The sequence below is a fragment of the Asticcacaulis sp. genome (assembly GCA_024707255.1).
Lineage (GTDB): Bacteria > Pseudomonadota > Alphaproteobacteria > Caulobacterales > Caulobacteraceae > Asticcacaulis.
On the sequence record JANQAC010000001.1, the window covers coordinates 1313252 to 1339452 of the forward strand.

The window sequence follows — 26201 nt, forward strand, 5'->3', positions numbered from 1 at the left end:
GGCGTGGTGGTGGGGCTTCTGACTTTCTTTCCTTGTCTTTCCTCTTGGCCTCAAAACCAAAACACCCTATCGCTAAACCATGCCCACCCCTGCCGAGACCCTAGACCGACCCGCCAGCAACATGGCCCGCGCCGAGGATATCCTGCGCAACACCTTTGGCTACGAGGCTTTTCGCGGCAAGCAAGCCGAAGTCATCGCCTCCATTATCGAAGGCAAGGACACCCTGGCCGTGCTGCCGACCGGCGGCGGCAAGAGCCTGTGTTACCAGATTCCGGCGCTGCTCAGCGGCCGTATCGGCATCGTTATCTCCCCCCTGATCGCCCTGATGAGCGACCAGGTCATGGCGCTCAAGGCCCGCGGCGTCCGCGCCGAGCGGCTCGATTCCTCGCAATCGCTCGATGCCCGCACCCAGCTTTGGGACGACGCCCATGATGGTCATCTCGACCTGCTTTACCTGTCTCCGGAAGCGCTGTCGCCCTTCGTGCTCGACAAGCTCGTAAGGCTGAAACCGTCGATCATGGCCATCGACGAAGCCCACTGCATCAGTCAGTGGGGCCATGATTTCCGCCCGGAATATCGCGCCCTCGGCCAGCTTAAATCCCTGTTGCCCGATGTGCCGACCCTGGCCCTGACCGCCACGGCCGACGCTCATACCCGCACCGATATCAAGGCCGCCCTGCATATCGATGACGCCATCGAGGTCGTCGCCGGTTTCGATCGCCCCAACCTCTCCCTGCGCTTTGTCCGCCGCAAGGGCGCCGTGCTGAAATCGATCGTCGATATTCTGCGCCGGCAAAAAGGGGCCGCTGGCATCATCTATTGCGGTTCGCGTGACGGCACCGAAAAACTGGCGCAAAACCTCAACAAGGAAGGCTTTTCCGCCACCGCCTATCATGCCGGCCTGCCGTCCCAGGTACGCGAGGACCGGCTGAAGGCTTTCATGGCTGGCAAATCGATGATCATGGTCGCCACCATCGCCTTCGGCATGGGCATCAACAAGACCGATGTCCGCTTCGTCATCCACGCCGATCCGCCCTCTTCCACCGAAGCTTACTGGCAGGAGGTCGGCCGCGCCGGACGCGACGGCTTGCCCGCTGCCGGTATCTGCTTCCATAATCCCGGCGATCTCGGCTGGGCCATCCGCCGCCTCGGCCTGCGGGAAAACGAGGGCGCGGCGGATCAATCGGTGCAAAAGGAAAAGGCGCGGGATTTCTTCCAGATGGTGCTCGGCCACGATTGCCGCAAACAGGCCATCCGGCAGTATTTCGGCGACGAGGCGGGTGAACCCTGCCGATCATGCGACAACTGTCTGAACCGCAACCGCGTGACCGATGTCACCGAACCGGCCCAGATGCTGATGTCGGCCCTCTATCGCCTGAACGGGCCGCGCGGTCGCAAGAAGCTGATCGACCATGTGCTGGGCAAGTCCGACAAGCCCGACTACACCACACGGCTTCAGACCTTCGGCATCGCCCGCGATTATGACGCCGGCCTGCTGACCCATGTGCTTGACCAATGCGAGGCCCTGGGCATCGTCGAGGAAGAACTCTACGACAACAAGATGCCGATCGTCGGTCTGAAGGACGCAGGCAAGCTCAAGCAGCTTTTCAAGGGCGAAATCCGGATCGAAGCGAAGTTATAGGATGCGGGGTCACGAACCCCGCACCCCAAATGATTTTCAGCGCGATTTTCGGCCACTCAGCAGAATCAACGCCGCCAAGATCCCGAACAGGAAATTCGACACCGAAATCTCGACCAGATGAACATGCCGGACCGACCACGGCATCAGCGGATTGGGATAGAGCAGCGTGGCCGCCATGAAGACCGAAAAGGCCAGACCCGTCAGCACCGCACGTTTCCAGGTGGCGCCGGTCAGGCTGGCCACGCTGAGCAATGCCAGCAAGGCCCAGATCAGGCCACGCCCCACCTGCAACAGCGCCAGTTGCCCCTGGTCGATATGAAACCCCTGCGCATAATAGGTTCGCACATCGGCGCTCTGCCAGGCGATCAGCGCGCCGGCGCCAAAGTAGAAGACGATATAGAGCGGAATGATCACCGGTATGCGCCAGTAAAGCCCGCCGAAGCGCTCGGCCGGAGCCGCCTCGCCGCGCCACAGAAGCGCACAGACGATCGCGGCAATCGCCGCCTTAATGGCGTTGCTGAGCGCCATCAGGATCAGCAGGTTGTTCGACATATGCAGATAGGCGTTGAAATAGATCGCCTCAATCAGTGACAACAGGGCCTCCAGACCATAAAGCAGGCCGAACAGGGCGGCGAAACGCCCCCAGAACGACCAGCGCATCGCTGGCGCCATGGCCGAAAGCACAACCGCAAAAAGCCCCGCCGCCGTCGCAATGGCCGCCGTGAGGCTCAAGGGTCCGTCGGGTTTCATTGCCGGCGCCGCGGCGTGAGTCAGCATCTGTCCGATCATGCCGCCCGCCATCTGACCGATAATCAGGGCCAGCCATACGCCCGCGAATTTCAAAGCGAAAATTACATACCTGTTCATCTTGCCTCCCCTTTCAACGCCTCATATGCCTCCGACGCCCATTGCGCCGAAGCCTCCAGTGATCGCAAACCATGCACGACCGCCAGCCGCGCCTGCAACGGCATGGCCTGCGCGTCCTCTTTAGCCAGCCAGTTTCGCAAACCCGAAGCGCGCCCGGCCATGACCGTGTGAAAGCCGGTCAGAAATTCGAGCGTCACCTGCCGGTCCGGATAATCGTTCAGGAAGGCAAAACGCAGCAGCGCCGTATCGATACCTTCCGTCGCGCCCATCGGCGCGGTCAGCCAGGCTTCAAACTGCCCCCGGCCCTCCGGCGTGATGTGCAAAACGCTCTTGCGCTTGCCGGCGGCCTCGGCCGTGATCAGACCCTGCTTTTCCAGTCTTTTGAGCGCCGGATAAATGCTGCCCGGACTGCTCGAATAACTGCCCATCGGCGTCGTCTCGAATACCATGCGCAGGGCATAGCCCGTGCGCGGTTCGGCACGGATCAGGCCCAGAAGGGCATAACCGAGAGTCGTGAGGGCAGGCAACTAATACGCTCCGTACTATTTGAAGGCAAATTAATACGAAACGTACTAAGCTACAAGCTTTACAGGGATACCGGTCCGTGGAAGCGGTCGAGCATTAGTTCGACATAGGGCCAGAGGGTCAGGAAACCGATCACTGCCGCGCCGAAAGCGCAAACCAGGACGGCGCCGGCGGCGATATCCTTGGCGTGTTTCACCAGTTCGGAATAGCCGGGCGAGACGATATTGCAGACATATTCGACCGCCGTATTGAAGGCTTCGGCCACCCAGACCATGACCATGGCGACGATCAGCCAGCGCCAGTCATCCAGCCGGACCTGAAGAAAAGACGCCGCCAGTATAACCAGCACGGTCGCCGCCAGATGCAGCCAGGCATTATGCTGGGTCTTCAGCATGAAACCGAGTCCTCGCAAGGCATAGCCGACGCTTTTCAGACGGGAGGATATCTTGAAGGACTGCTGCGCTTCGTCTGTCATGCTCATGACTCCTCTTCGCCAAACACAGCTTTCAGATTTCGGGCGCCGTGAAGCACGCGGACGATACGCACACGATCCGAATATATAATATAGAAAATGACGTAACGGCCAAAAGGAACCGAGCGCATGTTCGGACCAAATTCCGATCTGACGGCGCCACTTTCAGGCATATCACCAAGTGCCAGGCAGCGTTGGCGGATCTCACTTGTGAAACTGAGTGCCCGCCTCGGGTTGTCCAGCGATATAAAATCAGAAATTTCGTTGAGGTCGTTGCTGAATGCCGGAGAGAAAACGACTCTCACCGCGCATTTTCCTTGTCGATCATATCCTGATATTTTTGCCGCAAAGGCTCAAACACCTCATCCGCGGTCAAATCCGGCCCTTCAAGACCTTCGTTAAGTGCCGCGCGCAGGCTGTCCAGGTCCGCCTTGAGCCGCGATTCCCGCTCCTCGATCACGCGCAGGCCATCGCGCAGGATTTCACTCTTGGAATTGTAACGGCCCGAACGGATCAGGTCATCCATCAGGTTTTCGAAATGCGCGCCCAGGGCATAGCTACTCGGCATAGGATCGCTCCACAAAACAACGGCCTATGATAATAATTATCATAGGCCGTTGTTCACTTCAATCATAAGGGTTCTAGGGTCCGTGACCCTAGGCGTCCACTTCCGCGTTCAGGGCGTTTTCCTGAATAAATTCGCGGCGTGGCTCGACCAGATCGCCCATCAGCTTCGAGAACATCTCATCGGCCTCGTCGGCATGGTTGACCTTGACCTGCAACAGGGTCCGGACGTCCTTGTCGAGCGTCGTTTCCCACAATTGCTCGGCATTCATCTCGCCCAGACCCTTGTAGCGCTGGATGGTCATGCCCTTGCGGCCGGCATCCAGCACCGCTGACACCAGATCGAGCGGGCCGCGAATATCGATCGACTTGTCCTTGCGGGTATAGATGGAGACGGCGTTATAGATATCGCCCAGACCATCGGCGCGCTCACCGAGACGGCGAGCATCCTGGCTGTGCATCAGGGTCTCGTCGAGCACGATTTTTTCGGTGACGCCCCGGCGGACGCGCTCGAAGACAAAACCGCCGAGTTCGCCGGGCTCGACCTTCCACGGGCCATCGCCATCCTGATTGAGGCGGGTCAGCGATTTGGCGACGCGGTCAAGGTCGGGGTGGCCGCTGAACAGGCCGCCCAGCGCCGCCTGCTCCAACGCAAACGCCGGGGCGCGCGAGGACAGGCGGTCGACCGAGCCCTTGAAGGTCTTGGCGGCGCGAATCTGCGCTTCCAGGTCGTTGCCGACGATGCGCTCGCCGGTTGGCAGGGCCAGCACGGCATCGCTGACACCTTCCTCGATCAGGAAGGTGTCCAGTTCGTTGTCATCCTTGACGTAGCGCGAGGACTTGCCCTTGGCCACCTTGTAGAGCGGCGGCTGGGCGATATAGAGATAACCGCGTTCGATAATTTCCGGCATCTGGCGGTAGAAGAAGGTCAGCAGCAGGGTGCGGATGTGGGCGCCGTCGACGTCCGCATCGGTCATGATGATGATCTTGTGGTAGCGCAGCTTCTCGATATTGAAATCGTCCCGGCCAATCCCGGCGCCCAGCGCCACGATCAGAGTGCCGATCTGCTCGGAAGAGAGCATCTTGTCGAAACGCGCGCGCTCGACGTTCAGCACCTTGCCGCGCAGGGGCAGGATGGCCTGGTTTTCGCGGTTGCGCGCCTGCTTGGCGGAGCCACCGGCGGAATCGCCTTCGACGATGAAGATTTCGGACTTGGCCGGATCGCGTTCCTGACAGTCGGCCAGCTTGCCCGGCAGCGACGAAATATCGAGCGCCGACTTGCGGCGGGTCAGGTCGCGCGCCTTGCGGGCGGCTTCACGGGCCGAGGCGGCTTCGACGATCTTGGAGACAATCGCCTTGGCTTCATTTGGGTTCTCTTCGAACCACTGCGACAGCTTGTCATAGACCAGACCTTCGACCGCCGGACGCACCTCGGACGAGACCAGCTTGTCCTTGGTCTGCGACGAGAACTTGGGGTCGGGCACCTTGACCGACAGCACGCAGGTCAGGCCCTCGCGGGCATCTTCGCCGGTGACCGAGACCTTTTCCTTCTTGGCCGCGCCGGAGGATTCCATGTACTGCGTCATGACGCGGGTCAGCGCGCCACGGAAAGCCGCCAGGTGGGTGCCGCCGTCACGCTGCGGGATGTTGTTAGTGAAGCACAGCATCGTCTCGTGATAGCTGTCATTCCATTGCAGGGCGAGGTCCACCTCGACCTTTTTCGCGCACGCCGCGCACATCGACCGGCGCCTTGATGATCGGCGTCTTGGCCTTGTCGAGGTGCTTGACGAATTCGACGATGCCGCCGTCGAAATGCAGGTTGACCTCATAGGGCTCAGCCTCGCGCATGTCGGCGAAACGGATCGAAACGCCCGAATTGAGGAAGGCCAGTTCGCGCAGGCGGTGTTCCAGCGTCTTGCGGTCGAAATCGATGAAAGCAAAGGTGGTGATGGAGGGGAAGAAGGTGACTTCCGAACCGGTATAGTCGCTGCCATCTTCGCGCTTGGGCGCATCGCCGATCACTTCCAGCGACTTGACGGTGACGCCGCGCTCGAAGCGCACCGAATGCTTCTTCCCCTGGCGGTAGATAACCAGGTCGAGCCAGTCGCTGAGGGCGTTGACCACCGAGACGCCGACGCCGTGCAGCCCGCCCGAAACCTTGTAGGAATTCTGGTCGAACTTGCCGCCGGCGTGCAGTTCGGTCATGATCACTTCGGCGGCGGAAACACCTTCGCCTTCGTGGATATCGACCGGGATGCCGCGGCCGTCATCGGTCACCGTACAGGAGCCATCCGGATTGAGGATGACCTGGACCTTGGTGGCATGGCCCGCCAGCACTTCGTCGATGGCGTTATCGACCACTTCGTAGACCATGTGGTGCAGGCCGGAGCCGTCATCGGTGTCGCCGATATACATGCCGGGACGTTTGCGGACAGCGTCGAGACCTTTCAGAACCTTGATCGAATCAGCGCCGTATTCAGACTGTCCGTTGGCATCCTTGCCGCTGTTCAGTTCTTCTGGCACGTCTTCGGGTTGGTCGGTCATGGAAAGCCTTCTATTTACTCAATAAATTCAATGAATTGACCGCCTTCTATACGCACACCAAGCGCGCGGTTTTTCAGGCCGTCGAACAGGCCCAAATCAGTGCCTGTAAAGACCGTTTGTAGCCCCAAAGCATGGGTCTCGTCAAACAATGCGTGGCGCCGCAGGGGGTCGAGATGGGCGGCGACTTCATCGAGTAAAAGGATGGGTTTGGACTGACCTTGAGCGGATGCCAGACGCGCCCCCTGCCCCAGGATGATGTTGAGCAAAAGCGCCTTTTGCTCGCCGGTCGAGCAGGCGGCGGCGGGACGGTTTTTCTCGCGGTGAAGGACAGTCAAATCCATGCGATGCGGCCCGAAAAGCGAGCGCCCGGCGGCGCCATCACGGCTGCGGGCGCGGCGATAGCCTTCCAGCAGGTCACCTTCCGCAATGAGGCCGGTCAGGCTGAGATCGGCCTTCGGAAAGGCGCCCTGGTGGCCTTCGATTTCGGCCTGCAGCGCCTCCAGGGCGGCGGTGCGCGCCGCCATCATCTGCGCCCCGGTTTCGGTCAGTTTCTGTTCCAGGAGGGTGAGCCAGGCATCATCCGCCGGCCGGCCGCCGGAAAACGTTTCCGTCAGCAGCTTCAGGCGCTCACGCAGGGCCTTTTCATAGGCGCTGACCGTGGCGGCATGGGCATGATCGGCGGCATAAACCAGACGGTCGAAAAAACGCAGGCGCTCGGAACGGGCTTCCAGAAACAGACGATCCTGCAACGGCGTCAGCCAGATCTGGCGCACATGCTCAAGCAGGCGCGAGGCGGTGACCGTCTCGCCATCTATGCGGACAATGCGCTTGTTGGGATCACGCGGATCGGAACCGGTGCCGAGATGGACCTCATCCTCGCCTTCATGAAAGCGCGCCGCCACGCCCCGTGCGCGGCCCCCGGCTTCATCGGGCAGGCGGCGGCCGAGATCGGCAAAGGCAGCGCCCCGCAGGCCCCGGCCGGGATTGAGGACACTGATCGCTTCCAGCAGGTTGGTCTTGCCGGCGCCATTGGGACCGTAGAGATAGACGCTGCGGCCGGCTATGGCGAAATCCAGCCGTTCATAGGAGCGGAAATCGGTCAGAGAGAGGTGCTGGAGGGAATGATTAGACATAAATATCCTCCCCTGCAAAGCGGGGGAGGTGGCGCGGCGAAGTCCGCGACGGAGGGGGCAAAATCCACGTCAAAAAGCCCCCTCCACCACTTCGTGGTCCCCCTCCCCGCTTCGCAGGGGGGGATAAATGTTCATGATTACACCCGCAGCGGCATCAGCACGTATTGCACGCCGTTATCGACCGGATCGAGCACCAGGGTCGGCGAAGACGCATCCGAGAAGCGCAATTCGACCGTATCGCCGCCGATCTGGCCCATGACGTCCATGATATAACGGGCGTTAAAACCGATATCGAGGGTCTCGTTATCGTAATCGATCTCGGCCTCTTCAACGGCCTGGCCGGCTTCGATATTGCGCACCGAAAGGGTCAGGCGACCGGGCTCTATCGTCATCTTGACCGAGCGCGACTTTTCCGCCGAAATGGTGGAGACGCGGTCAACGGCTTTCGACAGGATGCCGGCATCCACGGTCATGACCTTGTCATTGCCCTTGGGGATGGACGCGGCCGTAGTCAGGGAAGGAGCCGTCGATGATTTTCGAGGTCAGGGAGGCATTGCCAAACTGGAAGCGGATCTTGGCCGGCGAAACGGTCATATCGACATAGCCGGCGCCGTCATCGAGCAGGCGGCGGGCCTGGTCGATCGTCTTGCGCGGGATGATGACACCGGCGCCGCCCATGGCGCCTTCGGGCGCGGGCATTTCGGCCAGGGCCAGGCGGTGACCATCGGTCGCCACGGCGCGCAGATAGTTGGAACCGTCTTCGGCCGGGCAGTGCAGGAACAGGCCATTCAGGTAATAGCGAGTTTCTTCGGTCGAGACAGCGAAGCGCGTCTTGTCGATCAGGCGCTTCAGGTCATCGCGCAGGATCTGGTAGGAGACGCCTTCGTGATCGCTCGACATGATCGGGAAGTCGCCGGCCGGCAGGACCGGCAGGGCGAAACGCGAACGACCGGCGGAGACCGACAGGCGGGGATCGTCACCGGCGGCGAATTTCAATTCGACATCGGCGCCGTCGGGCAGCTTGCGGACGATTTCATAAAGGGTGTGGGCCGGCGCGGTGATCTGGCCGGGCACGGAGACAATGGCTTCGGCGGTATCGACGATTTCCATGTCGAGGTCGGTGGCCGAGAAGGACACCGCCACGCTCGGCGGACAGCAGGACATTGGACAGGATGGGGATGGTGTTGCGGCGTTCGACAACGTTCTGGACGTGGCCCAGGGCTTTCAGGAGCGCGCCACGTTCGATGGTGAATTGCATCTTGTTATCCTACCAGATTCTGCGATTCCGGCTCACAGGAACATAGGGCCGGGAGGCGGACATTAGAGCAAAATTTACGAAATTCAAACGGTTTGTCCGTGGAAACACCGAACAAACTTAAGGGGTGTGGGGTCCGAGACCCCACATCTTGTTCTTCTTTTTACCCGTCTTCAAAAAGACGGGTAAAAAGAAGAATAGAAAGCTTGGGGCCACAGGCCCCAAACCCCTTAAACGTTGCGAAGTTTGCGCGTCAGCGCTTCCACATCACGCGCAATCTGGTCATCCGCCTGCAACAGTTCCTCGACCTTCTTCACGGCGTGCAGAACGGTAGTATGATCCCGTCCGCCGAAGCGGCGGCCGATATCCGGATAGGAGCGCGTGGTGTGTTGCTTGCACAGCCACATGGCCACCTGGCGCGGACGCGCCACGGAACGCGTGCGGCGCTCGGACAGAAGATCCGCCTGCTTCAGGCCGAAATGATCGGAAACCAGCTTCTGGATTTCATCCACGGTGACGCGGCGCTCGACGGCCACCTTCAAATTCGGCTGCAACAGCGCCATAGCTTCTTCCAAGGTCAAACTCCCAAGACGCGGCCCAGCGGACGCCACCAGGGTATTGACCGCGCCTTCAAGCTCGCGGATCGACCCCGGCACACGCTCGGCCAGAAAATGTAAAACATCGGAACGCGGGTTCTGGGCAGCGCCCAGGCGTTGCGACAACTGTTCGAGCTTGCGCTCGATAATGCCCATGCGCAAAGACTGATCAGCCACATCCAGCGCGCACACCAGCCCGGAGGACAGGTGCGAACGCAGGCGCGCTTCGATCTCGGTCAGTTGCGAAGGCGGACGATCGGCCGTGAAAACGACACGGCGATTGTTTTCGATCAGCGAGGTCAGCGTATGGAACAGCTCTTCCTGGCTGGAGGTCTTGCCGCCGATGAAATGCACGTCATCGATCAGCAGCAGGTCGGCGCCGCGCACCTCGTCCTTGAAGGCGGCCGTGGACTTGTCCAGCAGCGCCTTGACGAAGGTGGAGGTGAATTTTTCGGCGGTCAGATAGACGATCTTGGCATCCGGACGGCGGCTCTGCGCCTCCCAGCCGATGGCGTTCAAAAGGTGCGTCTTGCCGTAGCCGTAAGGGCCATGGAAAAACACCGGATTGAAATGGCCGTCCGCCCAGCTCGCCACCTGGCGCGACATCTGGAAAGCGAATTCATTGCCTCGGCCAGCCACGAAACTGTCGAAGGTCAGACGCTCCTGTAAACCGCCGATGCGATTGGGCGCCACGGCCTCTACCACCACGGGCACAGCCCCCGGTGTCACGTCTTTTACCGGAACCGCGTCCACGGCGGGCGTCTCGCTGTTCCGCGTCGCGTCCTCATATTCGACACGCGACTTGATCTCCAGCACCCGCGAATCCGGATCGTGCTGCGTCCACAGCTCCTGCGCCCGACGGGCCGCATTGCGCGAAATCCAGTCCCGCGCATAGGCCGTCGGCGTCACGAGTACCGGATCGCCATAAGGTCCGGTGCGCACGCTGGACGGCGCCACATAGGAATTGAAAGGCCCTTCTCCCAGTTCCTTGCGAAGAACCATCGCCACTTTGGACCATACCGTTTCAGGTAAAATCGGTGACCAGCTTGTCATGCTTGGCATTCTTTTATCGCCCCGATCATCTGCCTTAACCCACACCACTTTACGCGTTTACTAAAAGAACGACCGAAAACCGCCTGGATCATCATCCCGAAACAGCGCCCGATCCTCCGCCCTGTGTCCGGCCCGCGACCTTTCCGTCACCAGACCGCCCTGAAACCGAACCACATGCCTTCACCACAAGACACGCCGCCCTTAAGCACGAACCACCCTTAACCGCGGGTTGAAAACCCAGGCCGCGAAGCCGGGTATAAACACCTTGGTTTTTCGCCTTTCACGGGAATAACAAGCCCCGTTTCAGGCCATACTCGTCCTTAAGCCGGAACCGCGAAAAGCGACGCCGGCAGAAAAAGTCAAATCCCGGAAGGCGAGAGTAAGGAATACTCTGGCCTTCCCGAAAAGGTTAGCTAATCCGTTTGCAAGGCTGCCGGAAATATTGGCCCGAAAAGGCCGCCACTCCCGATTTTATAAGCCTTTGAGCAACACACACACGTAACCGTCAGGCGGATGCGCGTCTGTTTTACCCAGGTGTCCGGCACCGGGCCGGTAACCGCCTAATTCCTCCGTATCAGGAGGAGTTCAGCGGTGAAGGGACAAATTAACGTCCTGCGCCGCCGGGTCAATGACCTAATTTATCAACAGCAGCGGATATTTTTATTGACTCCGCTAACCTGTTCGCCCGTAACGAGAAATTAAACATATAATTGCCAATTATTTTTCCACCCCTAACCGTCCTCAATAAGGACGCGCCTTGACGGTAAAATCGGCAACAAAAAATCCCTCGCCCGCCGCAGCGGCCGTGAGATAATACCTTGTGTTTTCAGGAATTAAGGAAGGATCGGGAAGATTTCATCCCCACGATCCCGCACAGGCGCAAAAAAAGCGACGAAGCCTGAAAAGCCCGTCGCTTCTTCCGGTATAATTAGGCGGTAGCCAGCTTCTTGAGCTGGGCGGCCAGACGCGACACCTTGCGCGAACCGGTGTTCTTGTGAACCACGCCCTTGGACACGGCGCGCATCAGTTCGGACTGCGCCTCGACAAAGGCGGCCTTGGCAGCGTCAGCGTTACCGCCGGTCAGGGCTTCTTCAAACTTGCGCACGAACGTACGAACGCGCGAACGGCGCGCCTTGTTGACTTCGGTACGGGCAGCGATCTTGCGGATCGCCTTGCGGGCGCCAGGATTATTGGCCATTCATCACCTTACAGGACGAGATTACAGTCAAAAGCCTCCGCCCGGACGGCGAAGACATGAATTTCAAGGGGGCGGGATATAACTGAAGACGCCCCCCCGGTCAATGCACGCAGACGCGCTTTTATCGTTCGGAACGTAAAAATTATTCACACCCGTGATTAAGCGTTGTTCCGGGCGTCATTTCTGGCAGACCGGGCAGTAAAAACTCGACCGTCCCTGATGCACCTTGCGCTCAATCAGGCCACCATCCTGGCGCGGACACGGCTGGCCCTTGCGGTCATAAACGCAGAAGCGGTGCTGGAAATAGCCCAGTTCACCCGAAGCGGCCGCAAAATCGCTGATCGACGAACCGCCGGAAGCCACCGCCTCTTCCAATATCGTCTTGATGGCCTCTACCAGCGCCCCGGCTTCCTTCCGCGTGAGAACAGACGCCTTGTGATCGGGGCTTAACCGCGCCCGCCACAGGGCCTCGCAGACATAGATATTGCCGAGCCCGGCAATGCCACCCCGCTTTTCATGTCCCTGCGCCATCAAAAGCGCCTTGAGGTTGATGTTGCGCCCTTTGGCCATGGTGAGCAGCACATCCGCGTTCAGTTTATCAGACAGCGGTTCGACGCCCAGCCCCCTGAACCACTTGCTCTGATAAAGCTCGTCCGGCTTGAGCAGCAGCATGAAGCCGAACCGGCGTGGATCGTAATAATCGATGCGGCTGACCTCGCCGTTCGGAAGCGTCGCCAGGCACTGGAAGTGTAGATGTTTCTCGTCAGGCGCCACAGAGTGGTAATAGCGCGCCAGGTCTTCGGGATTGTCATTAATTTGAAAGCGCCCGGTCATACCGAGGTGCGTCACCCAGATATCCTGCGTATCGAGATAGAAGAGCAGATATTTCGCCCGTCGCTCCAGCCGCAAGACCTCAGCGCCCTCCAGTCGTTCGGCAAAGCGGTCCGGAAACGGATAGCGCAGGTTCGGCCGGTGCAGGCGTACATTACTTAGTTTCGCGCCGGCCAGATGCGGCGCCAGCCCGCGCCGGACGGTTTCGACTTCGGGCAATTCGGGCATTGGCGCAGGCTCCTGAAGGAAGACGCGGGGTCGCGGACCCCACACCCCATAACACAGGGCTTACTGGGCTGAACATAAAAACCGGGCCACTTCGGACCCGGTTTTTATGTTCAATCAATAACTCTTATGTTTCGGGGTGTGGGGCCTGCGGCCCCACGACTTACCTTAGGCGACTCGCACCAGCCGCCGGGTCGCCTGTTCTCCGAGGTCGGCGAACCATTGCGACGGGTCGAGCGCCACTTCGTCGGTGAGCGCCATGGCGTCCCAGTTGAGTTTCGGCGCCTTGCGTTCGGATGCGGCCACGATGGCGCGCAGTTCCGCCGCCGAGGTAACGCCGACCATCACGGTAGTGACCCCTTCGAGGTTGAGCGCGAAGCTCAAGGCCGCGTGCAGCGGATCGGCGCCGCATTCGGCCATCATCCGGCGCACACGCGACAGATGCGGACCGATCGGCGTCAGATTGCCGGGCAGGCTTTCGCGCGGCAGGAACAGCAGCCCTTGCAGGAAGACCGAACGGATCTGCACCTCTACGCCCAGATCGGCCAGGTTCTTGATCGTGCCGTTCTTCACCAGGCGCTGATCGAGGATCGAGGCCGGCACCTGCATGAGATCGGGCTTGAAGCGTTTGGCCAGCAACAGCGGCTGATCGGCGGCGGTGGCGCTGATGCCGATTTTGCTGATCAGGCCCTCGCTTTTCAATTTTTCCAGGCGCGCCCACAGGGCATCGCCCTCCGGACCCATCAGGTCTTCGGCGCGATCGACCAGGGCGGCATGGGCACGCACCAGTCCCATGTGGTCCACTGAACGGCGCAGGCGCGATTCCAGCCATTCGAGGCCATTTTCAAGCCGCAGCGTGCGCACCTGCGGTTTGAAAGGCGATGGAAACGGCCAGTTGCGGCCCAGCACGCGCTCGACATCGCCATCATGATGCGAGGCGTCGATATTGAGAATTTTGCAATCGGCGGCCAGTTCGAGGATCTGGCGCACCTCGTCCTCGCCCACGCGGCCCCGCGTGTTCGAAATACCGTAGTCACCGCCAAACTGCGCTGAACCGAGACCGAGGCTTGCCGCCATAGGTGCGTCTTTTCCAAAAACTTAACCAGATTCCTTAACCACGTAAGGACAGGCATGAATTTGGACGGGAAATGTTAAAGAAGGTCTTTACGGGAAATAAGAAACCCATGCGACTTACCCGTTTTTTTGATAAAAAACATGGTTAATGCGCCGTTAACTTTCGCATTTCGGTCAGAAAATCAGACTTTTATTGCCGCGGCACGAAAACGGTGGGTTAAATTTTTCATCCCCTAGATGTTGAAGATGCGCTGCCGGTCTTCGAGGTTTGCCATGCTGACCCCCTGGTCGGTGACCAGCCCGTTGGCGATGGAATAGACCCAGCCGTGGATAGTCAGGGGCTGGCCGGCGCGCCAGGCGTTCTGCACGATCGGCGTCAGGGCCACATTGCGGGCCTGGGATATGACGTTCAGTTCGCACAGGCGGTCGAACTTCTGCACATCGTTGCCGATTTCCGCCAGTTCGTGCTGATGGGTGTGCGCCACCTCACGGATCGGCGACAGCCAGTGATCGATCAGGGCGTCGCCTGAGGATTCGATGGCCGCCCGCACCCCGCCGCAGCCATAATGGCCAACCACGAGGATATGCTTCACCTTCAGCACCTGCACCGCATATTGCAACACGCTCAGATAGTTGGCGTCCTGCGGCGGGGTCAGGTTGGCGATATTACGATGGACGAACATTTCGCCCGGATCGAGATTGACGATTTCATTGGCGGGCACGCGCGAGTCGGCGCAGCCGATCCAGAAATATTCCGGTGACTGCTGGGCCACGAGGCGTTTGAAAAATTGCGGATCGATTTCGGTCTTCTGATGTGCCCAGCGGCGATTGTTTTCGATCAGTTGATCCAGCATGACCCGTATCCCTCACAAAAGACTTGCGGCCTTATAAGGCCGTGAGCGATCAGATCAAGCGCTTTTGTCGCCGGGGCCCCGCAATACAACCTGGCTGTGCGGAATATGCGCGCTCGCCTGTTCTTTAAGCCAGTCTATCCCCTGGTCGATGGCCAGGCCGGCCTTTTCAAACGATCCGTAACGGAAGAACAGGATCAGCAGCACCACGCCAATCAGGCCCAGCAAGCCTTCGATGATGCTGAGCACAAGCGGCCCCCACTGCACCCGTTTGACCCTGGCATAGGAGGTCAGCCCTTCGGCGGCGCGGACAGGTTCGGAAAACTTCATCTTGGACCCCCTCGGAAACATTCCTTAACACCACCTTAACCTTAAATTTCGCTTGGCGCCAGAGGCCGCGGCCGGTCTCACGAATAGCCTTGTTTTCTGTGATTTTTTCCGTCAAACCTTGGTCATAAGCCCGAACATACGGGCCATACAGGGGCCCTGAATGACAACCGAAGACACATCGCAAAAGAAGAACCTGCGCACGATCGTTATCGCCTCGGCGGCAGGCACAACCTTCGAGTGGTACGACTTCTTCATTTTCGGCTCGCTGACCACCATCATCGCCCAAAATTTTTACGCCGGCCTGAACGAAACCCTGGCCACCATAGCGGCCCTGGCCACCTTCGCGGTGGGCTTTATCGCCCGGCCGCTGGGCGCGCTTGTCTTCGGTCATATCGGCGACAAAAAGGGCCGCAAGGGCACCTTCCTCTACACCATCCTCGTCATGGGCCTGGCCACCATCGCCATCGGCCTGCTGCCGACCTATAAACAGGTCGGCATTCTGGCCCCCGTACTGCTGATCATCTTACGCATCGTTCAGGGTTTTGCGCTCGGCGGTGAATACGGCGGTGCGGCGATCTATGTGGCCGAACACGCGCCCGCCAACAAGCGCGGCGCCTATACCGGCTGGATCCAGACCTCGGCGGGCTTTGGCCTGATTGCCGCCTTGCTGGTCATTCTTGTCACCCGCAAGACCATTTCCGAGCCGGTCTTTGCCGACTGGGGCTGGCGTATTCCCTTTATCGTCTCGGCCGGCCTGCTGGCGGTATCGGTCTATATCCGCGCCAAAACGGCCGAAAGCCCGGCCTTCAAGGCGCTGCACGAACAGGGGCAACTGGCCAAGTCGCCTTTATCGGAAATCTTCACGCGCTGGCCGAACTTCAAGGGTATGCTGATCGCGCTCTTCGGCTTCATGACGGCCCAGGGCGTGGTCTGGTACACCACTTTCTTCTACACTCAGGTGTTCCTCACCTCGATCGTCAAGCTCGATCCGGCCGATATGAACACCCTGGTCATGGGCATGACGCTTGTTTCCGCCTGCCTCTATGCCGTTTTCGCCGCGCTTTCCGACAAGATCGGCCGCAAGCCAGTGATGGTCTTCGGCATCCTGCTGGCCTGTATCGCCTTCTTTCCCGGTTACCAGGCGTTGATGAAACTGGGCAATCCCGATCTTGAAGCGGCGCAGCGGACCAACCCGGTCTATGTGGTGGCCGATCCGGCGCAATGCAGCTTTCAGTTCGACCTCTTCAACACCGCGCAGTTCACTACGCCGTGCGATCTCGCCAAGAGTGTCGTGACCGGTATCGGCACCCCCTATGTCAGCCGCGCCGACGCGAGCGCCGGTCAAAGCGCCACCATCCATATCGGCGCGCAGGTCATTACTGTGCCGTCCGGCAAGGGGCTGGACAAGGCCGGCCTCAAGGCTTTGAAAGCCAAGGCAGCGGGCGAAGTCAAGGCCGCGCTGAAAGCCGCCGGCTATCCCGAAAAAGCCGATCCGAAGAAAGCCAATCTGTGGGCGATGCTCGGCATATTGTGCGTCTTCGCCGTGGCCTGCACGGCGCTTTACGGCCCGATGGCCTCGGCGCTTGTGGAAATGTTCCCGACCCGCGTGCGCTATACCGCCATGAGCCTGCCCTACAATATCGGCACGGGCTGGTTCGGCGGCTTGCAACCGGTCCTCAGCTTCGCCATGGTGGCGGCCTCAGGCAATATCTATTTCGGCCTGTGGTATCCGGTCGCCACCGGCCTGCTGGCGGTACTGGTGTCGCTGTTGTTCCTCAAGGAAACCAAGGGCCGCGACCTGCATACGATTGAGTAGGGTTTCTTACTTGCCTTCATCCCCTCGGATAGCCTTCACACGCACATGACTCTTATCCTCATGCCCCTCGGCATCGATAACTGACAGCTCAAAGAAGCCTTCTGTCGGCGGCGACCAGCTCCATTCGCCGTTTTCGTCCAGCTTCAGTGGCTGGCCATCGACATACCACTGCACCGGCCGGATACCGCGCGCCGATAGTTTCAATGGTCGCACGACATTCAGCTTCATCGCGTCGGTCTTCACCTCAACATAGACCGTGGCGTTATTCGGCGGGAACAGGATCGACGCCTTTCCCGTATCGCCGCTCATCATCTTGAGGCCCTTCGGCGCATTACCCGGCGCGATCGATTGCGGCACCTGGCTGGGCGCCTGCAACTGATCAAACACATCGAACAACAAGGGTGCCGACGCCTCACGGCCCGTCTGATCCGCTCGTGCCCCGCCATCCGGACGGCCGGTCCACACCAGCACGGCATAACCGCCAGCCACACCCACCGCCAACGCATCCCGATAGCCGTATGAGGTGCCCGTCTTGAAGGCCGGGCGGTTGGCGTTCTTCATGAGCGGCCCTGGCAGGCGACCTTCCGGCGGCGGGGTTTCGCGCAAAATGCTGATCACCCGATCCGCCGCTTCCGGCCGCATCAACCGCTGGCCACCAGACGTCTTTTCATCGGCGACCGTATAGGCCAGGGGCCGCGCCAGACCATGATCACCGAGCGCCGCATAGAGCAGGGCGACATCGCTGAGGCGTATCCCCTCCCCGCCGAGCGCCAGGGCCGGGCCGGATTCTTTCAGACCCGATTTCGGCACGATCAGCGGCACACCCACCGCCTCCAGTCGCCCCTGGAAGGCTTCTGGCCCGATGCGATTGAGCACCGCCACCGCCGGCACGTTCAGCGAATTGATCAAGGCTTCCTTGGCCGACACCTCACCATGGAAGACCCGGTCGAAATCCTCCGGCTGGTAATCGCCAAAGCGCGTCGGGGCGTCCATCAGACGGGTATCCGGCGCCACCACCCCATCCTCGAAGGCAAAACCGTAGATAAAAGGCTTCAAGGCCGAACCGGGCGAGCGGACGGCGCGGGTCATGTCCATCCAGCCGCCGGGACGCTCCAGCCCGCCGCCGCCGACACTGGCCCGCACGCCGCGCGTCTTGATATCGACCACGATAATGGCGACCGAGGAATTCGGCCCCTGATCCTTGGCGGTGGCCGCTGCCATGGCTTCCAGGCGCGTTTGGAGGACGGCGTCTATGCTCGTCACCACCGTCGCCTGCAAGCCCTTGACACCGCGCGCCAGCCGCCCGGCCGTATGCCAGGCGAGTGTGGGGAAGGCGAATCTTGATGTAACCATCGGCTCGTTCATCGCCTCGCTGGCCTGCGATGCCCCAATGATATTGGCATCGGCCATGCGCTTCAGAATCAGGTTGCGTGCCTTGAGCGCATTGGCCGGTTTGCGGTCGGGCCGGCGCGCTTCCGGCGCCTGCGGCAGGGAGATCAGCAGGGCCTGTTCACTTAAGGTCAGGCTTTCCGGTTCATGGCCGAAATAGGACAGCGAGGCCGCGCGCACGCCTTCGAGATTGCCGCCATAGGGGGCGAGCGTCAGATAGAGCGCCAGAATCTCGCGCTTAGAATAACGGATTTCGAGCTGCACGGCGCGCAGGGCCTCGATCAGCTTGTTGCCATAATCGCGTGGGTGCGGACTGAGCAGCCGCGCCGTCTGCATGGTGATGGTCGAACCGCCGGAAACGATATTGCCGGCGTGGATATTGGAGAGCAAAGCCCGCACGATCGCGGTCGCATCGACGCCCGGATGGAAATAGAAGCGCTCGTCTTCGACACGCAACAGGCGGCGGATAAAGGACGGATCGGTGCGGTCGAGATCGGCACGTATCCGCCAGCGGCCATTATCGACGGGCAGGGCGCGCAGCCAGGCGCCGTTACGGTCGAGCGCCACGGCCGAGGCGGTCTGCGCCCGCGACATATCCGGCGGGAAGATCAGGTTCGCCGCGGCGATGACGACCTGAAACCCCATCACGCCGATCAGGGTCTTGACCAGCGGCCGGATCAGGGAGTCGGGATTGAGTTTGGGGCGCCTCACGTTCTCCTCCCCTGTAGCGTAGCGTACGGGGGAGGTGGCACGGCTTGTCCGTGACGGAGGGGGCATACGTCGGCTGTGTTGCCCCCTCCGTCACGACGCGCTTCGCTTGCTCGACACCTCCCCCGCTTCGCAGGGGAGGAGAAAGATAATATACGCCTACTTCTTTGCATCACCGCGGACTGATAACCGTGCGGCTGCCCTGCGTGCGGGCGAAAGTATCCGGACGGTAGAAGTCCTTGGCCTCGGCTCCGGGTAAGTAGAAGTCGCCCTGCGTCACCGCTCGCGCGATATAGGCCATGCTGAAGCTGTCGGACGACGAGACATCGAGCGCCGCGATAAAGCGGTCATCACGCGCCTCCGCAACCTTCAGGTCGGTCAGCTTGCCGATAAAGCGGAACGGTCCGTTCTCAGCATCCTCATTGGTGAGGGTGGACTCGATCTCGAAGCCCGCCGACAGCGGATCATCAACCACGATCGGCCGCAGTTCGGTGCGATCGGAACGGCCGGAGATCACCACCAGTACCTTTTGCCCTTGCGTGATATGTGACGGATCAAGGCGCGAACCATCGAGATTGTAGTAGGTCTTGACCAGGTTCAGGCCATGGCTTTCCGCGCCCGGCGCCGAGACCGGCGTACCGATCACCGTCACCGTCCGCCATACCGGCCCCGCACCGCCGTTCTTCACGCTGGCGCCGGCGATCTGGCCGACACCGAAGCGCTGGACATTCATACCCGCCGGCAAGGTATTGACCCCCTGCGTCTGTATCTTCAGCGGACCGGAGGCTTTCAGCATGTAGGAGGCAGCCTTGAGCACATAGGCGCTTTCGATGGTGTTCATCTGTGCCGGTGACTTCATGGCGTTTTCCAGACGCCCGGTCAGCGAACGGGCAATATCATCCTCGCCCGACTCATAGGCGAGCGCAATGACCCCCGCCAGATCGCGCAGCGGCGTCTGATACCAGTCGTTCGGATCGGAATAACCCAGCGACTGGATCGCCTCGTTAAAGGCCAGACGGCCACGCGACCGGTCACCCATAATCACCAGACCGGCGGCGATCTGCGCGCGGGAAAGCGGTGACTTCTCTGCCTTGAACTGGACATCGTGATACCAGCGCAGGCGCGCCAGATCACCGGACTTGCCCTTGGCCAGCACATAGAGCGCATAGGCCGAGGCGCGGGAGCGCAACTGCTTGGTCTGCTGTTCGCCAGAGACGCCGAACCAGTTCCAGTAGGAGGGCACGCTCAGGCGGTAATTGACATTGGCATAGCCATCCGGCCGCGACATGGCACGCATGGCGTTCAGCGACTTGTCGATGGCCTCCTGTGGCACATAGGCACCGCGGGCCCGCGCTTCCAGCAGGAAGTCGGTGGCATAGGCGCCGATGAAGCCATCCGCCTGCCCATCGCCCGGCCGCCACAGGCCGAAGGCGCCGTCTTCCGACTGGCGGTCGAGGATCTTGTCGACGGCAATTTTCAGCGCATTGACGCCGGGTTTCGCCGCCTGCTTGCCGACGAGCGATTCCGAGACGAACAGCCAGGGCGTGGCGGCCGATGTCACCTGTTCGGTGCAGCCATAGGGATATTTGGCGAGATTAGCCGCCAGTGGCGCCGGATCGATATTGCGGAAGGGCGAGTAGGACACTTCCACCGTCGCCGAACCGGGTTGCAGGCCGGCCAGTAATGAAGCATCCGGCGTCCAGGTTTCATTGACCTTCTGCGACACGGTGGCGACACGGGTCTGCGGGCCCCAGCCATTGCGCGTTTGCAGGTTGAAGCTGTCATTGAAGCTGTAGCCCTGGCCATTCAGCCCGATCTGCACGGTGGAGATGCCGGTGGTATTCGGCGCCTTCATCTGGATCGTTTCGATCGCCTGCTGGCCATGATTGAGGTTGAATACCTTCTGGAAGGCCAGGACCAGCCCCTTGATACCCTTGACGATGGCCGTATAGAGGCCCGGCTTGCCGTCGGTATTATCGAGTTGCAGGGTGGCGTAAGCGGTATCGCCCGGCGCCAGGAAACGCGGCAGGGCCAGATCGGCCACCACCGGCTCACGGATGATCATGCGGCCATCCACCGAGCCGACGGCATCGTCGGTCCAGGCCACGGCCATGACGCGCAGCTCGCCGTTGAACTTCTCAATCGGCAGGCGCACGTAAGCCTTGCCGTCAAGCGTGGTCTGCACCACGCCAGACCACAGCGCGATGGTGCGGATCGGCGTCGTGGTCAGGCCCTCACCGCCCAACTGGTCGCCGCCGAAGGTCGGCGCGGCGGCGGCCAGGTTCGGATCAAGCAGGCGGCCATAGTCGTCATTATAATCGACGCCGAGGGCACGCTTGCCGAAATACCAGCCGGCCGGATCGGGCGACTTGAACTTGGTCAGGTTGAGGATGCCCTGATCAACCACGGCCACGCTCACCTTGGCGCGATCGCCGAGTTTCACGCCGGACACCTGGATCGGCACGTCGATGAAATTATGGCCGTTCACGTCGGTCTGCGGGCGCTGCGGCTGGTCGCTGGCCAGGATTTTGACGCCGAGCTTGCGTGATTTCGGATCGAGCGGCACATAGATCAGGCCGATGGCGCGGCGCGGCTTGGAGGCATTGACCGGATCGCGCGGCTGCATGACGCTGGCCATGATATAGGCCCCGCCGCCCCATTCCGCCGTCGATTTCAGGCGCACCGTGGTGCCGTTTTCACCGATGGAGACCGTCTTCATCTCAATGACATGATCGGTGGCGACGGCGATCTGCGCCTCGCCCTTGTACGGGCCTTTCAAGGTCACCTCGACCGTATCGCCCTGGTTATAGCTCTTGCTGCCGGCGGTGATGCGCACGAAATCCGGCGCATCGGTGCCCTTTTGCGTCGAGCCCCAGCCGGAGGAGAAGCGCGTGACGGTCCTGGCTTGTCCGGGGACTTCGACTTCCAGGCGGTAGTCACCCCAGTCGAGATTGCGCTCGAAGGTGGCGCCGGTATTGGCGTTCAGATCATAGGCTTTCGACGACACCAGCACATCGCGGTGGGTCGAGCGCCAGTTCCATTTGCCGTCGGAAATATACCAGTCGTAATCCCAGATTTCCGAGATCAGCCTGACGGTCACACCCTTGACGGCGCGCCTGTCACCCTGCGGGGTCAGGCCGACGATATTGAAGGCCATGCGCGGCGCGTCCCGCCAGCTACCATCTTTCTGGTCGACCTTGACGCCGAGATAGAGCGGCGCGGTCTTGATCTTCAGGGTCTGGCTTTCGCGTACCGGACGGCCGCCCGGCTCGAAGACCGAAGCGGTCAGAAGCACGGTCAGCGGCTCGGTGGTGTCACCAGCCAGCGCCGCGTCGAACGGGAAAAGCGCATTGCCCTGGCCGTCCGTCGTGGTGGCCGGCAGATCGACATACTTCTCTTCATAAGGCTTGCTCTCGTCGCCGAAACGATAGTCGGCGAATTTCGGGAAAGGGTTGCCGTCGGCGCGGATGCGCGCCTCGCCGGTCACCTGAAGCCCGGAAGCGATGGCGCCGTAGAGATAGCGCGCCGCCACCGTCACCGGACGGCTTTCCGTGGCGCTCATCAGCGGCCGGGTGGCATCAGCCTTGATATCGACGGCCAGGCGCTGCGGCGCGAAATCCTCGACCGCAAAAGTAGTCGTGCCCGCCGGCCCGTCCATGCCTTCCAGCTCGACCCTGGCCGACCATTGACCGCGCGGCGCCGTCTTCGGGAGGGTGACATTGGCGCCGGCATAGCCCATCGGCGTCTTGTCGAAGACCAGGCGATAGGCTTCCACGCCGCTCGGGCGCGTGATGATGATCGCGCCCTTGCGATCCTTGATTACCCGGCCTTGCGGATCGCGGATCATGGCGACGATATGCACGGCTTCACCGGGCCGATAAATGCCGCGATCCGGATACATATAGGAATCCACACCCATGGTCGCCGTGCGGCCGTCACCGGCCTCGCCATCTTCCGAGCGGCCGCCCACGCCATGCGCGGTCAGGTCCATCGGCGAACGGTCCAGATCGGACGCGGTAAAATCGTCACCCGCGCCATAGGCCATGATCATCTTGGGCGTCAGGGCATCCTTGCCCTTGAGCAGCGCGCCGGCAAACGAGGCGCGGCCATCGACGCCGGACTTCACCTCACCGAGCGTATCGCCATTAGTGGCGACCAGATCAACCCTGACCCCGGCCAGCGGCTTGGCGGTTTTCAGCGACCGAACCACAACATCAAGACCGTTCTGACCCTTATAGGTGGTCAGGGCCATGTCGGTATAGAGGATCCAGCGACGCGCCTGGGCCGGCTCGTCATTGTCGTTCTTGTCGCGCCCGCCGGAAGCATCGCGCACCTTGACGACATAGGCCCCGGCCTTCAGCGTTTTCAGCACAGCCCCCAGCGGGAAGACGGTCGTTACCCGCTCGCCATTGCCGGGCTTCACGGCCACCTTGCCGGTCCAGATCTTGACGCCGATATCATCGGCGGAATCGTCCCCGTAAGAATAATCATATTCGCCCTCGGCCACCGGATCGGGCGCCGAAACCGACTTGCGCACCAGGTTCCGGTCAGACACATGCCAGACCTCGAAGGCCAGGGTCGAGACATTGACCGTCTCCACCGCCACGCCATCGGCTTCCTCACGCGGCAGGATGACGCCATTGCCGGCGAAACCGACGTAGGGCGGTTTTTCGCCAAAGGTGAAATCGAGATCGGCATTGGCCTTGAGCTGGTCATTGCCCTTGGCAGGCAGGCCCTTCAGCAGGGTGACGCGGCGATCGGTAAAACCGAAACCGGACACGCACAGGGTGTCGTCCTTGACCGAAATCGCCGGCGCCGACGGCAGGGCGGGCGAGACGACGACATAGTCGCCATAGGGCTTGGCCGCATCGAGCGGTTTGGAAAACTGCACGCAGGCTTTCGGCGAATTGCCGGAAGTGTCGAGGTTCTGCTTCCAGACAGCGAAGCCATCGGGCTTGCGGTCACCGGCGCGCGGCGCGTTTTTATCACGCACCTTGCCGAACAGGCCCGTCGCCGGCTGGCCCACCTCAGCCGTGGCGCTGGCCGCCTTTTGCCGGGCACTGCTGCTGATCGCGTGATCGGTGAGGAAACCGATGCCGAAGCCGGCAATCAATACCGCGGCGGCGCCTGCGATGAGGGTCCGGTTATGCCAGTCGATCATGGTGATTTCCCCGCCTCGGAAGCGCTGACGCGCGCGATTTATCCGTAAACGCGAATCAAGATCAGATTCCGGCAAAGATCAATCTTTAGTTTGTGAATTTCGCAAATAAGGCTAGTGATTCCCGCCAAGGGTCTGCCGGACGACACACGGGCTATGTGTTAGCACCGCTGACGGCAGGCCGGAGCCCTGGAGAATCGCGCCTTGAGTCAGTTTGCACGCGTTATGGTGCTGGTGGTCGATGATAACCACTATATGCGGGTGATCGTCAGCACCATGCTGCGCTCCATGGGCATCACCCTGATCCGCGAAGCCTCCGATGGCGCCGAAGCGCTGGAAATCGTGCGTGACTGGCGGCCGGATGTCATCATCCTCGACCTGATGATGGAAACCATCGACGGCATCGAATTCACCAAGCTGATCCGCCGCGGCGTCGACAGCCCGCATCCTTATGTGCCGATCATCATGATGACCGGCCATACCGACCGCCGCCGCGTCATCGAGGCGCGCGATGCCGGCGTCAACGAATTCGTCGCCAAGCCCCTGACCGCCCGCGCCCTGATCGACCGCCTGAAAAGCGTCATCAATAACGAACGCGGCTGGGTGAAGTCGGCCAACTATGTCGGCCCCGACCGCCGCCGTAAGGTCCAGCCCGATTTCAAGGGCCCCTTCCGCCGCATCGCCGACAAGGCAGACGGCAAGATGTAAGCGCGTATCGATGCCTGGTTTTGCTCAGGTTTTTGTCCACGAACCACACGAACAGACACGAACTCTTTATTGCGGTAGGTAAGGCTAGCTTCGATAAGAGGATCACGGACAGGCACGGAAAAAGACGGAATCACACGGACGGTTCGATGATCCCTTCACGCGAAGCGCCTCTGCCCTCCAGATTGGTTTCACAGAGGCTATTGCGCTGCGGGCGCAGGAATATCCGCCTGCATATATTTCCGTGTATTTCCGTCTTCTTCCGTGCTTGTCCGTGATCTTCTAAACACGAAAGATAGATAATCGACCGGCCTGGATATTTAAGCTCAGAGTTCGCGTCTGTCTGTGTGGTTCGTGGGCAAAAAACGGACTTATTATAAAAGCGGCGATTTGTCGCTTACATCCCACACACTTAACCACTTTTCCCCTTCGCAAATTTACCGGTTTCGGGCTACAAGGCCCGTCATGACCCAGTCTGCCAGCACCTCCCCCTTTGGTTTCAAGGATGTCGACGCCCGCGAAAAGGTGGCGATGGTCCATGATGTTTTCAAAAACGTCGCCTCGAAATACGACCTGATGAATGATGTCATGTCGGTCGGGGTCCATCACCTGTGGAAGGACGCGGCCTGCGCCCGCCTCAATCCGCAACCGGGCGAGGTGATCATCGATTGCGCCGGCGGCACCGGCGATATCGCCCGCCGCCTGGCCAAGCTCGCCCGTGCCGCCAAGGCCCGCCGCGAATCTCGCGGCTATGCGGCGAAGGACGCCGAGATCCGCATCATCGATTATAACGAAGCCATGATCATGGCCGGCCGCGAAAAGTCGCAGCGCCTGCATCTCGATGAACCGGAAATTTCCTGGTCGGTGGGCGACGCCATGAACCTGGCCATCGCGGACAACAGCATCGACGCGTACATCATCTCCTTCGGCATCCGTAATGTCGCCGACGTGCAGGTGGCGCTGAATGAAGCCAGGCGCGTGCTAAAACCCGGCGGCCGTTTCTTCTGCCTCGAATTCTCGCACCCGACCTCTTCGGTCATCTCGAAAATCTACGATACCTATGCCTTCAAGGTCATCCCCTTCATGGGCGAACTGGTGGCGAAGGATCGTGACAGCTATCAGTATCTGGTCGAAAGTATCCAGCGCTTCCCGGATCAGGAAACTTTCAAGGGCATGATGGAAAAGGCCGGCTTCCGCAACGCCCGCTATACCAACTATTCCGGCGGGGTCTGCGCCCTGCACGAGGGCTGGGCGTAGCCTTGGCA

Annotated in this window: 21 protein-coding genes and 1 pseudogene; 4 read left to right on the forward strand and 18 right to left on the reverse strand. The window is 60.8% G+C overall.

The genetic code is table 11. The features are described 5' to 3' along the window. Nucleotides 1-79: 79 nt before the first annotated feature. Nucleotides 80-1642: a RecQ family ATP-dependent DNA helicase gene (locus NVV72_06350; protein MCR6658969.1), complete on the forward strand. Its 1563-nt coding sequence runs from the start codon at nucleotides 80-82 to the stop codon at nucleotides 1640-1642. A gap of 36 nt (nucleotides 1643-1678) precedes the next feature. Here NVV72_06350 and NVV72_06355 read toward each other — a convergent pair whose 3' ends face one another. From NVV72_06355 to NVV72_06430, 16 genes and pseudogenes are all read right to left on the reverse strand, one after another. Beyond that, complete coding sequence (locus tag NVV72_06355) at nucleotides 1679-2509, reverse strand: hypothetical protein (GenBank protein ID MCR6658970.1); 831 nt, start codon at nucleotides 2507-2509, stop codon at nucleotides 1679-1681. Beyond that, nucleotides 2506-3036, reverse strand: coding sequence for a PadR family transcriptional regulator (locus tag NVV72_06360; GenBank protein ID MCR6658971.1), 531 nt, complete (start codon nucleotides 3034-3036; stop codon nucleotides 2506-2508). The genes NVV72_06355 and NVV72_06360 overlap by 4 nt, the downstream gene beginning before the upstream one ends. 59 nt (nucleotides 3037-3095) lie before the next feature. Continuing rightward, the gene (locus NVV72_06365) at nucleotides 3096-3509 is read right to left on the reverse strand and encodes a diacylglycerol kinase family protein (protein ID MCR6658972.1); all 414 of its coding nucleotides are present in this window, start codon (nucleotides 3507-3509) and stop codon (nucleotides 3096-3098) included. Nucleotides 3510-3511: 2 nt separating this feature from the next. Beyond that, entirely contained in the window at nucleotides 3512-3811 is a 300-nt protein-coding gene (locus tag NVV72_06370; protein MCR6658973.1) for a type II toxin-antitoxin system RelE/ParE family toxin, read from the reverse strand. Beyond that, nucleotides 3808-4074, reverse strand: coding sequence for a type II toxin-antitoxin system ParD family antitoxin (locus NVV72_06375; GenBank protein ID MCR6658974.1), 267 nt, complete (start codon nucleotides 4072-4074; stop codon nucleotides 3808-3810). The genes NVV72_06370 and NVV72_06375 overlap by 4 nt, the downstream gene beginning before the upstream one ends. An 88-nt stretch (nucleotides 4075-4162) precedes the next feature. Further along, nucleotides 4163-6614, reverse strand: a pseudogene (gene gyrB / locus NVV72_06380) (DNA topoisomerase (ATP-hydrolyzing) subunit B). A 14-nt stretch (nucleotides 6615-6628) separates the two neighbouring features. Next, complete coding sequence (gene recF / locus NVV72_06385) at nucleotides 6629-7747, reverse strand: DNA replication/repair protein RecF (protein MCR6658975.1); 1119 nt, start codon at nucleotides 7745-7747, stop codon at nucleotides 6629-6631. Between the two features lie 137 nt (nucleotides 7748-7884). Beyond that, entirely contained in the window at nucleotides 7885-8220 is a 336-nt protein-coding gene (locus NVV72_06390; protein ID MCR6658976.1) for a hypothetical protein, read from the reverse strand. A gap of 7 nt (nucleotides 8221-8227) precedes the next feature. Further along, nucleotides 8228-8884, reverse strand: a complete 657-nt coding sequence (gene dnaN / locus NVV72_06395) for a DNA polymerase III subunit beta (protein MCR6658977.1) — start codon at nucleotides 8882-8884, stop codon at nucleotides 8228-8230. Beyond that, a complete protein-coding gene (locus tag NVV72_06400) occupies nucleotides 8781-9005 on the reverse strand; it encodes a hypothetical protein (GenBank protein MCR6658978.1) in 225 nt (74 codons plus the stop codon). The genes dnaN and NVV72_06400 overlap by 104 nt, the downstream gene beginning before the upstream one ends. 227 nt (nucleotides 9006-9232) lie before the next feature. Next, entirely contained in the window at nucleotides 9233-10651 is a 1419-nt protein-coding gene (gene dnaA, locus NVV72_06405; GenBank protein ID MCR6658979.1) for a chromosomal replication initiator protein DnaA, read from the reverse strand. Between the two features lie 928 nt (nucleotides 10652-11579). Continuing rightward, nucleotides 11580-11849 (reverse strand): 30S ribosomal protein S20, encoded by a 270-nt coding sequence (gene rpsT, locus NVV72_06410; protein ID MCR6658980.1) that lies wholly within the window; start codon nucleotides 11847-11849, stop codon nucleotides 11580-11582. 177 nt (nucleotides 11850-12026) lie between these two features. Then, nucleotides 12027-12908, reverse strand: a complete 882-nt coding sequence (mutM, locus tag NVV72_06415) for a bifunctional DNA-formamidopyrimidine glycosylase/DNA-(apurinic or apyrimidinic site) lyase (GenBank protein ID MCR6658981.1) — start codon at nucleotides 12906-12908, stop codon at nucleotides 12027-12029. Between the two features lie 165 nt (nucleotides 12909-13073). Continuing rightward, the gene (locus NVV72_06420; protein ID MCR6658982.1) at nucleotides 13074-13982 is read right to left on the reverse strand and encodes an aldo/keto reductase; all 909 of its coding nucleotides are present in this window, start codon (nucleotides 13980-13982) and stop codon (nucleotides 13074-13076) included. A gap of 230 nt (nucleotides 13983-14212) precedes the next feature. Continuing rightward, the gene (locus NVV72_06425) at nucleotides 14213-14833 is read right to left on the reverse strand and encodes a carbonic anhydrase (GenBank protein ID MCR6658983.1); all 621 of its coding nucleotides are present in this window, start codon (nucleotides 14831-14833) and stop codon (nucleotides 14213-14215) included. A gap of 54 nt (nucleotides 14834-14887) precedes the next feature. After that, the gene (locus NVV72_06430; protein ID MCR6658984.1) at nucleotides 14888-15160 is read right to left on the reverse strand and encodes a hypothetical protein; all 273 of its coding nucleotides are present in this window, start codon (nucleotides 15158-15160) and stop codon (nucleotides 14888-14890) included. A gap of 160 nt (nucleotides 15161-15320) precedes the next feature. Between NVV72_06430 and NVV72_06435 the strand changes: the two genes are divergently transcribed. Next, nucleotides 15321-16976: an MFS transporter gene (locus NVV72_06435; GenBank protein MCR6658985.1), complete on the forward strand. Its 1656-nt coding sequence runs from the start codon at nucleotides 15321-15323 to the stop codon at nucleotides 16974-16976. A 6-nt stretch (nucleotides 16977-16982) separates the two neighbouring features. Here NVV72_06435 and pbpC read toward each other — a convergent pair whose 3' ends face one another. Together pbpC and NVV72_06445 are read right to left on the reverse strand one after the other, a co-directional pair. Next, nucleotides 16983-19010, reverse strand: coding sequence for a penicillin-binding protein 1C (pbpC, locus tag NVV72_06440; protein MCR6658986.1), 2028 nt, complete (start codon nucleotides 19008-19010; stop codon nucleotides 16983-16985). A 235-nt stretch (nucleotides 19011-19245) separates the two neighbouring features. Further along, the gene (locus tag NVV72_06445) at nucleotides 19246-24234 is read right to left on the reverse strand and encodes an alpha-2-macroglobulin family protein (protein MCR6658987.1); all 4989 of its coding nucleotides are present in this window, start codon (nucleotides 24232-24234) and stop codon (nucleotides 19246-19248) included. Between the two features lie 201 nt (nucleotides 24235-24435). On the opposite strand from NVV72_06445, the gene NVV72_06450 reads away from it, so the two are divergent. Together NVV72_06450 and NVV72_06455 are read left to right on the forward strand one after the other, a co-directional pair. Then, the gene (locus tag NVV72_06450) at nucleotides 24436-24939 is read left to right on the forward strand and encodes a response regulator (GenBank protein MCR6658988.1); all 504 of its coding nucleotides are present in this window, start codon (nucleotides 24436-24438) and stop codon (nucleotides 24937-24939) included. 462 nt (nucleotides 24940-25401) lie between these two features. Then, nucleotides 25402-26193: a class I SAM-dependent methyltransferase gene (locus NVV72_06455; protein ID MCR6658989.1), complete on the forward strand. Its 792-nt coding sequence runs from the start codon at nucleotides 25402-25404 to the stop codon at nucleotides 26191-26193. Nucleotides 26194-26201: the final 8 nt, after the last annotated feature.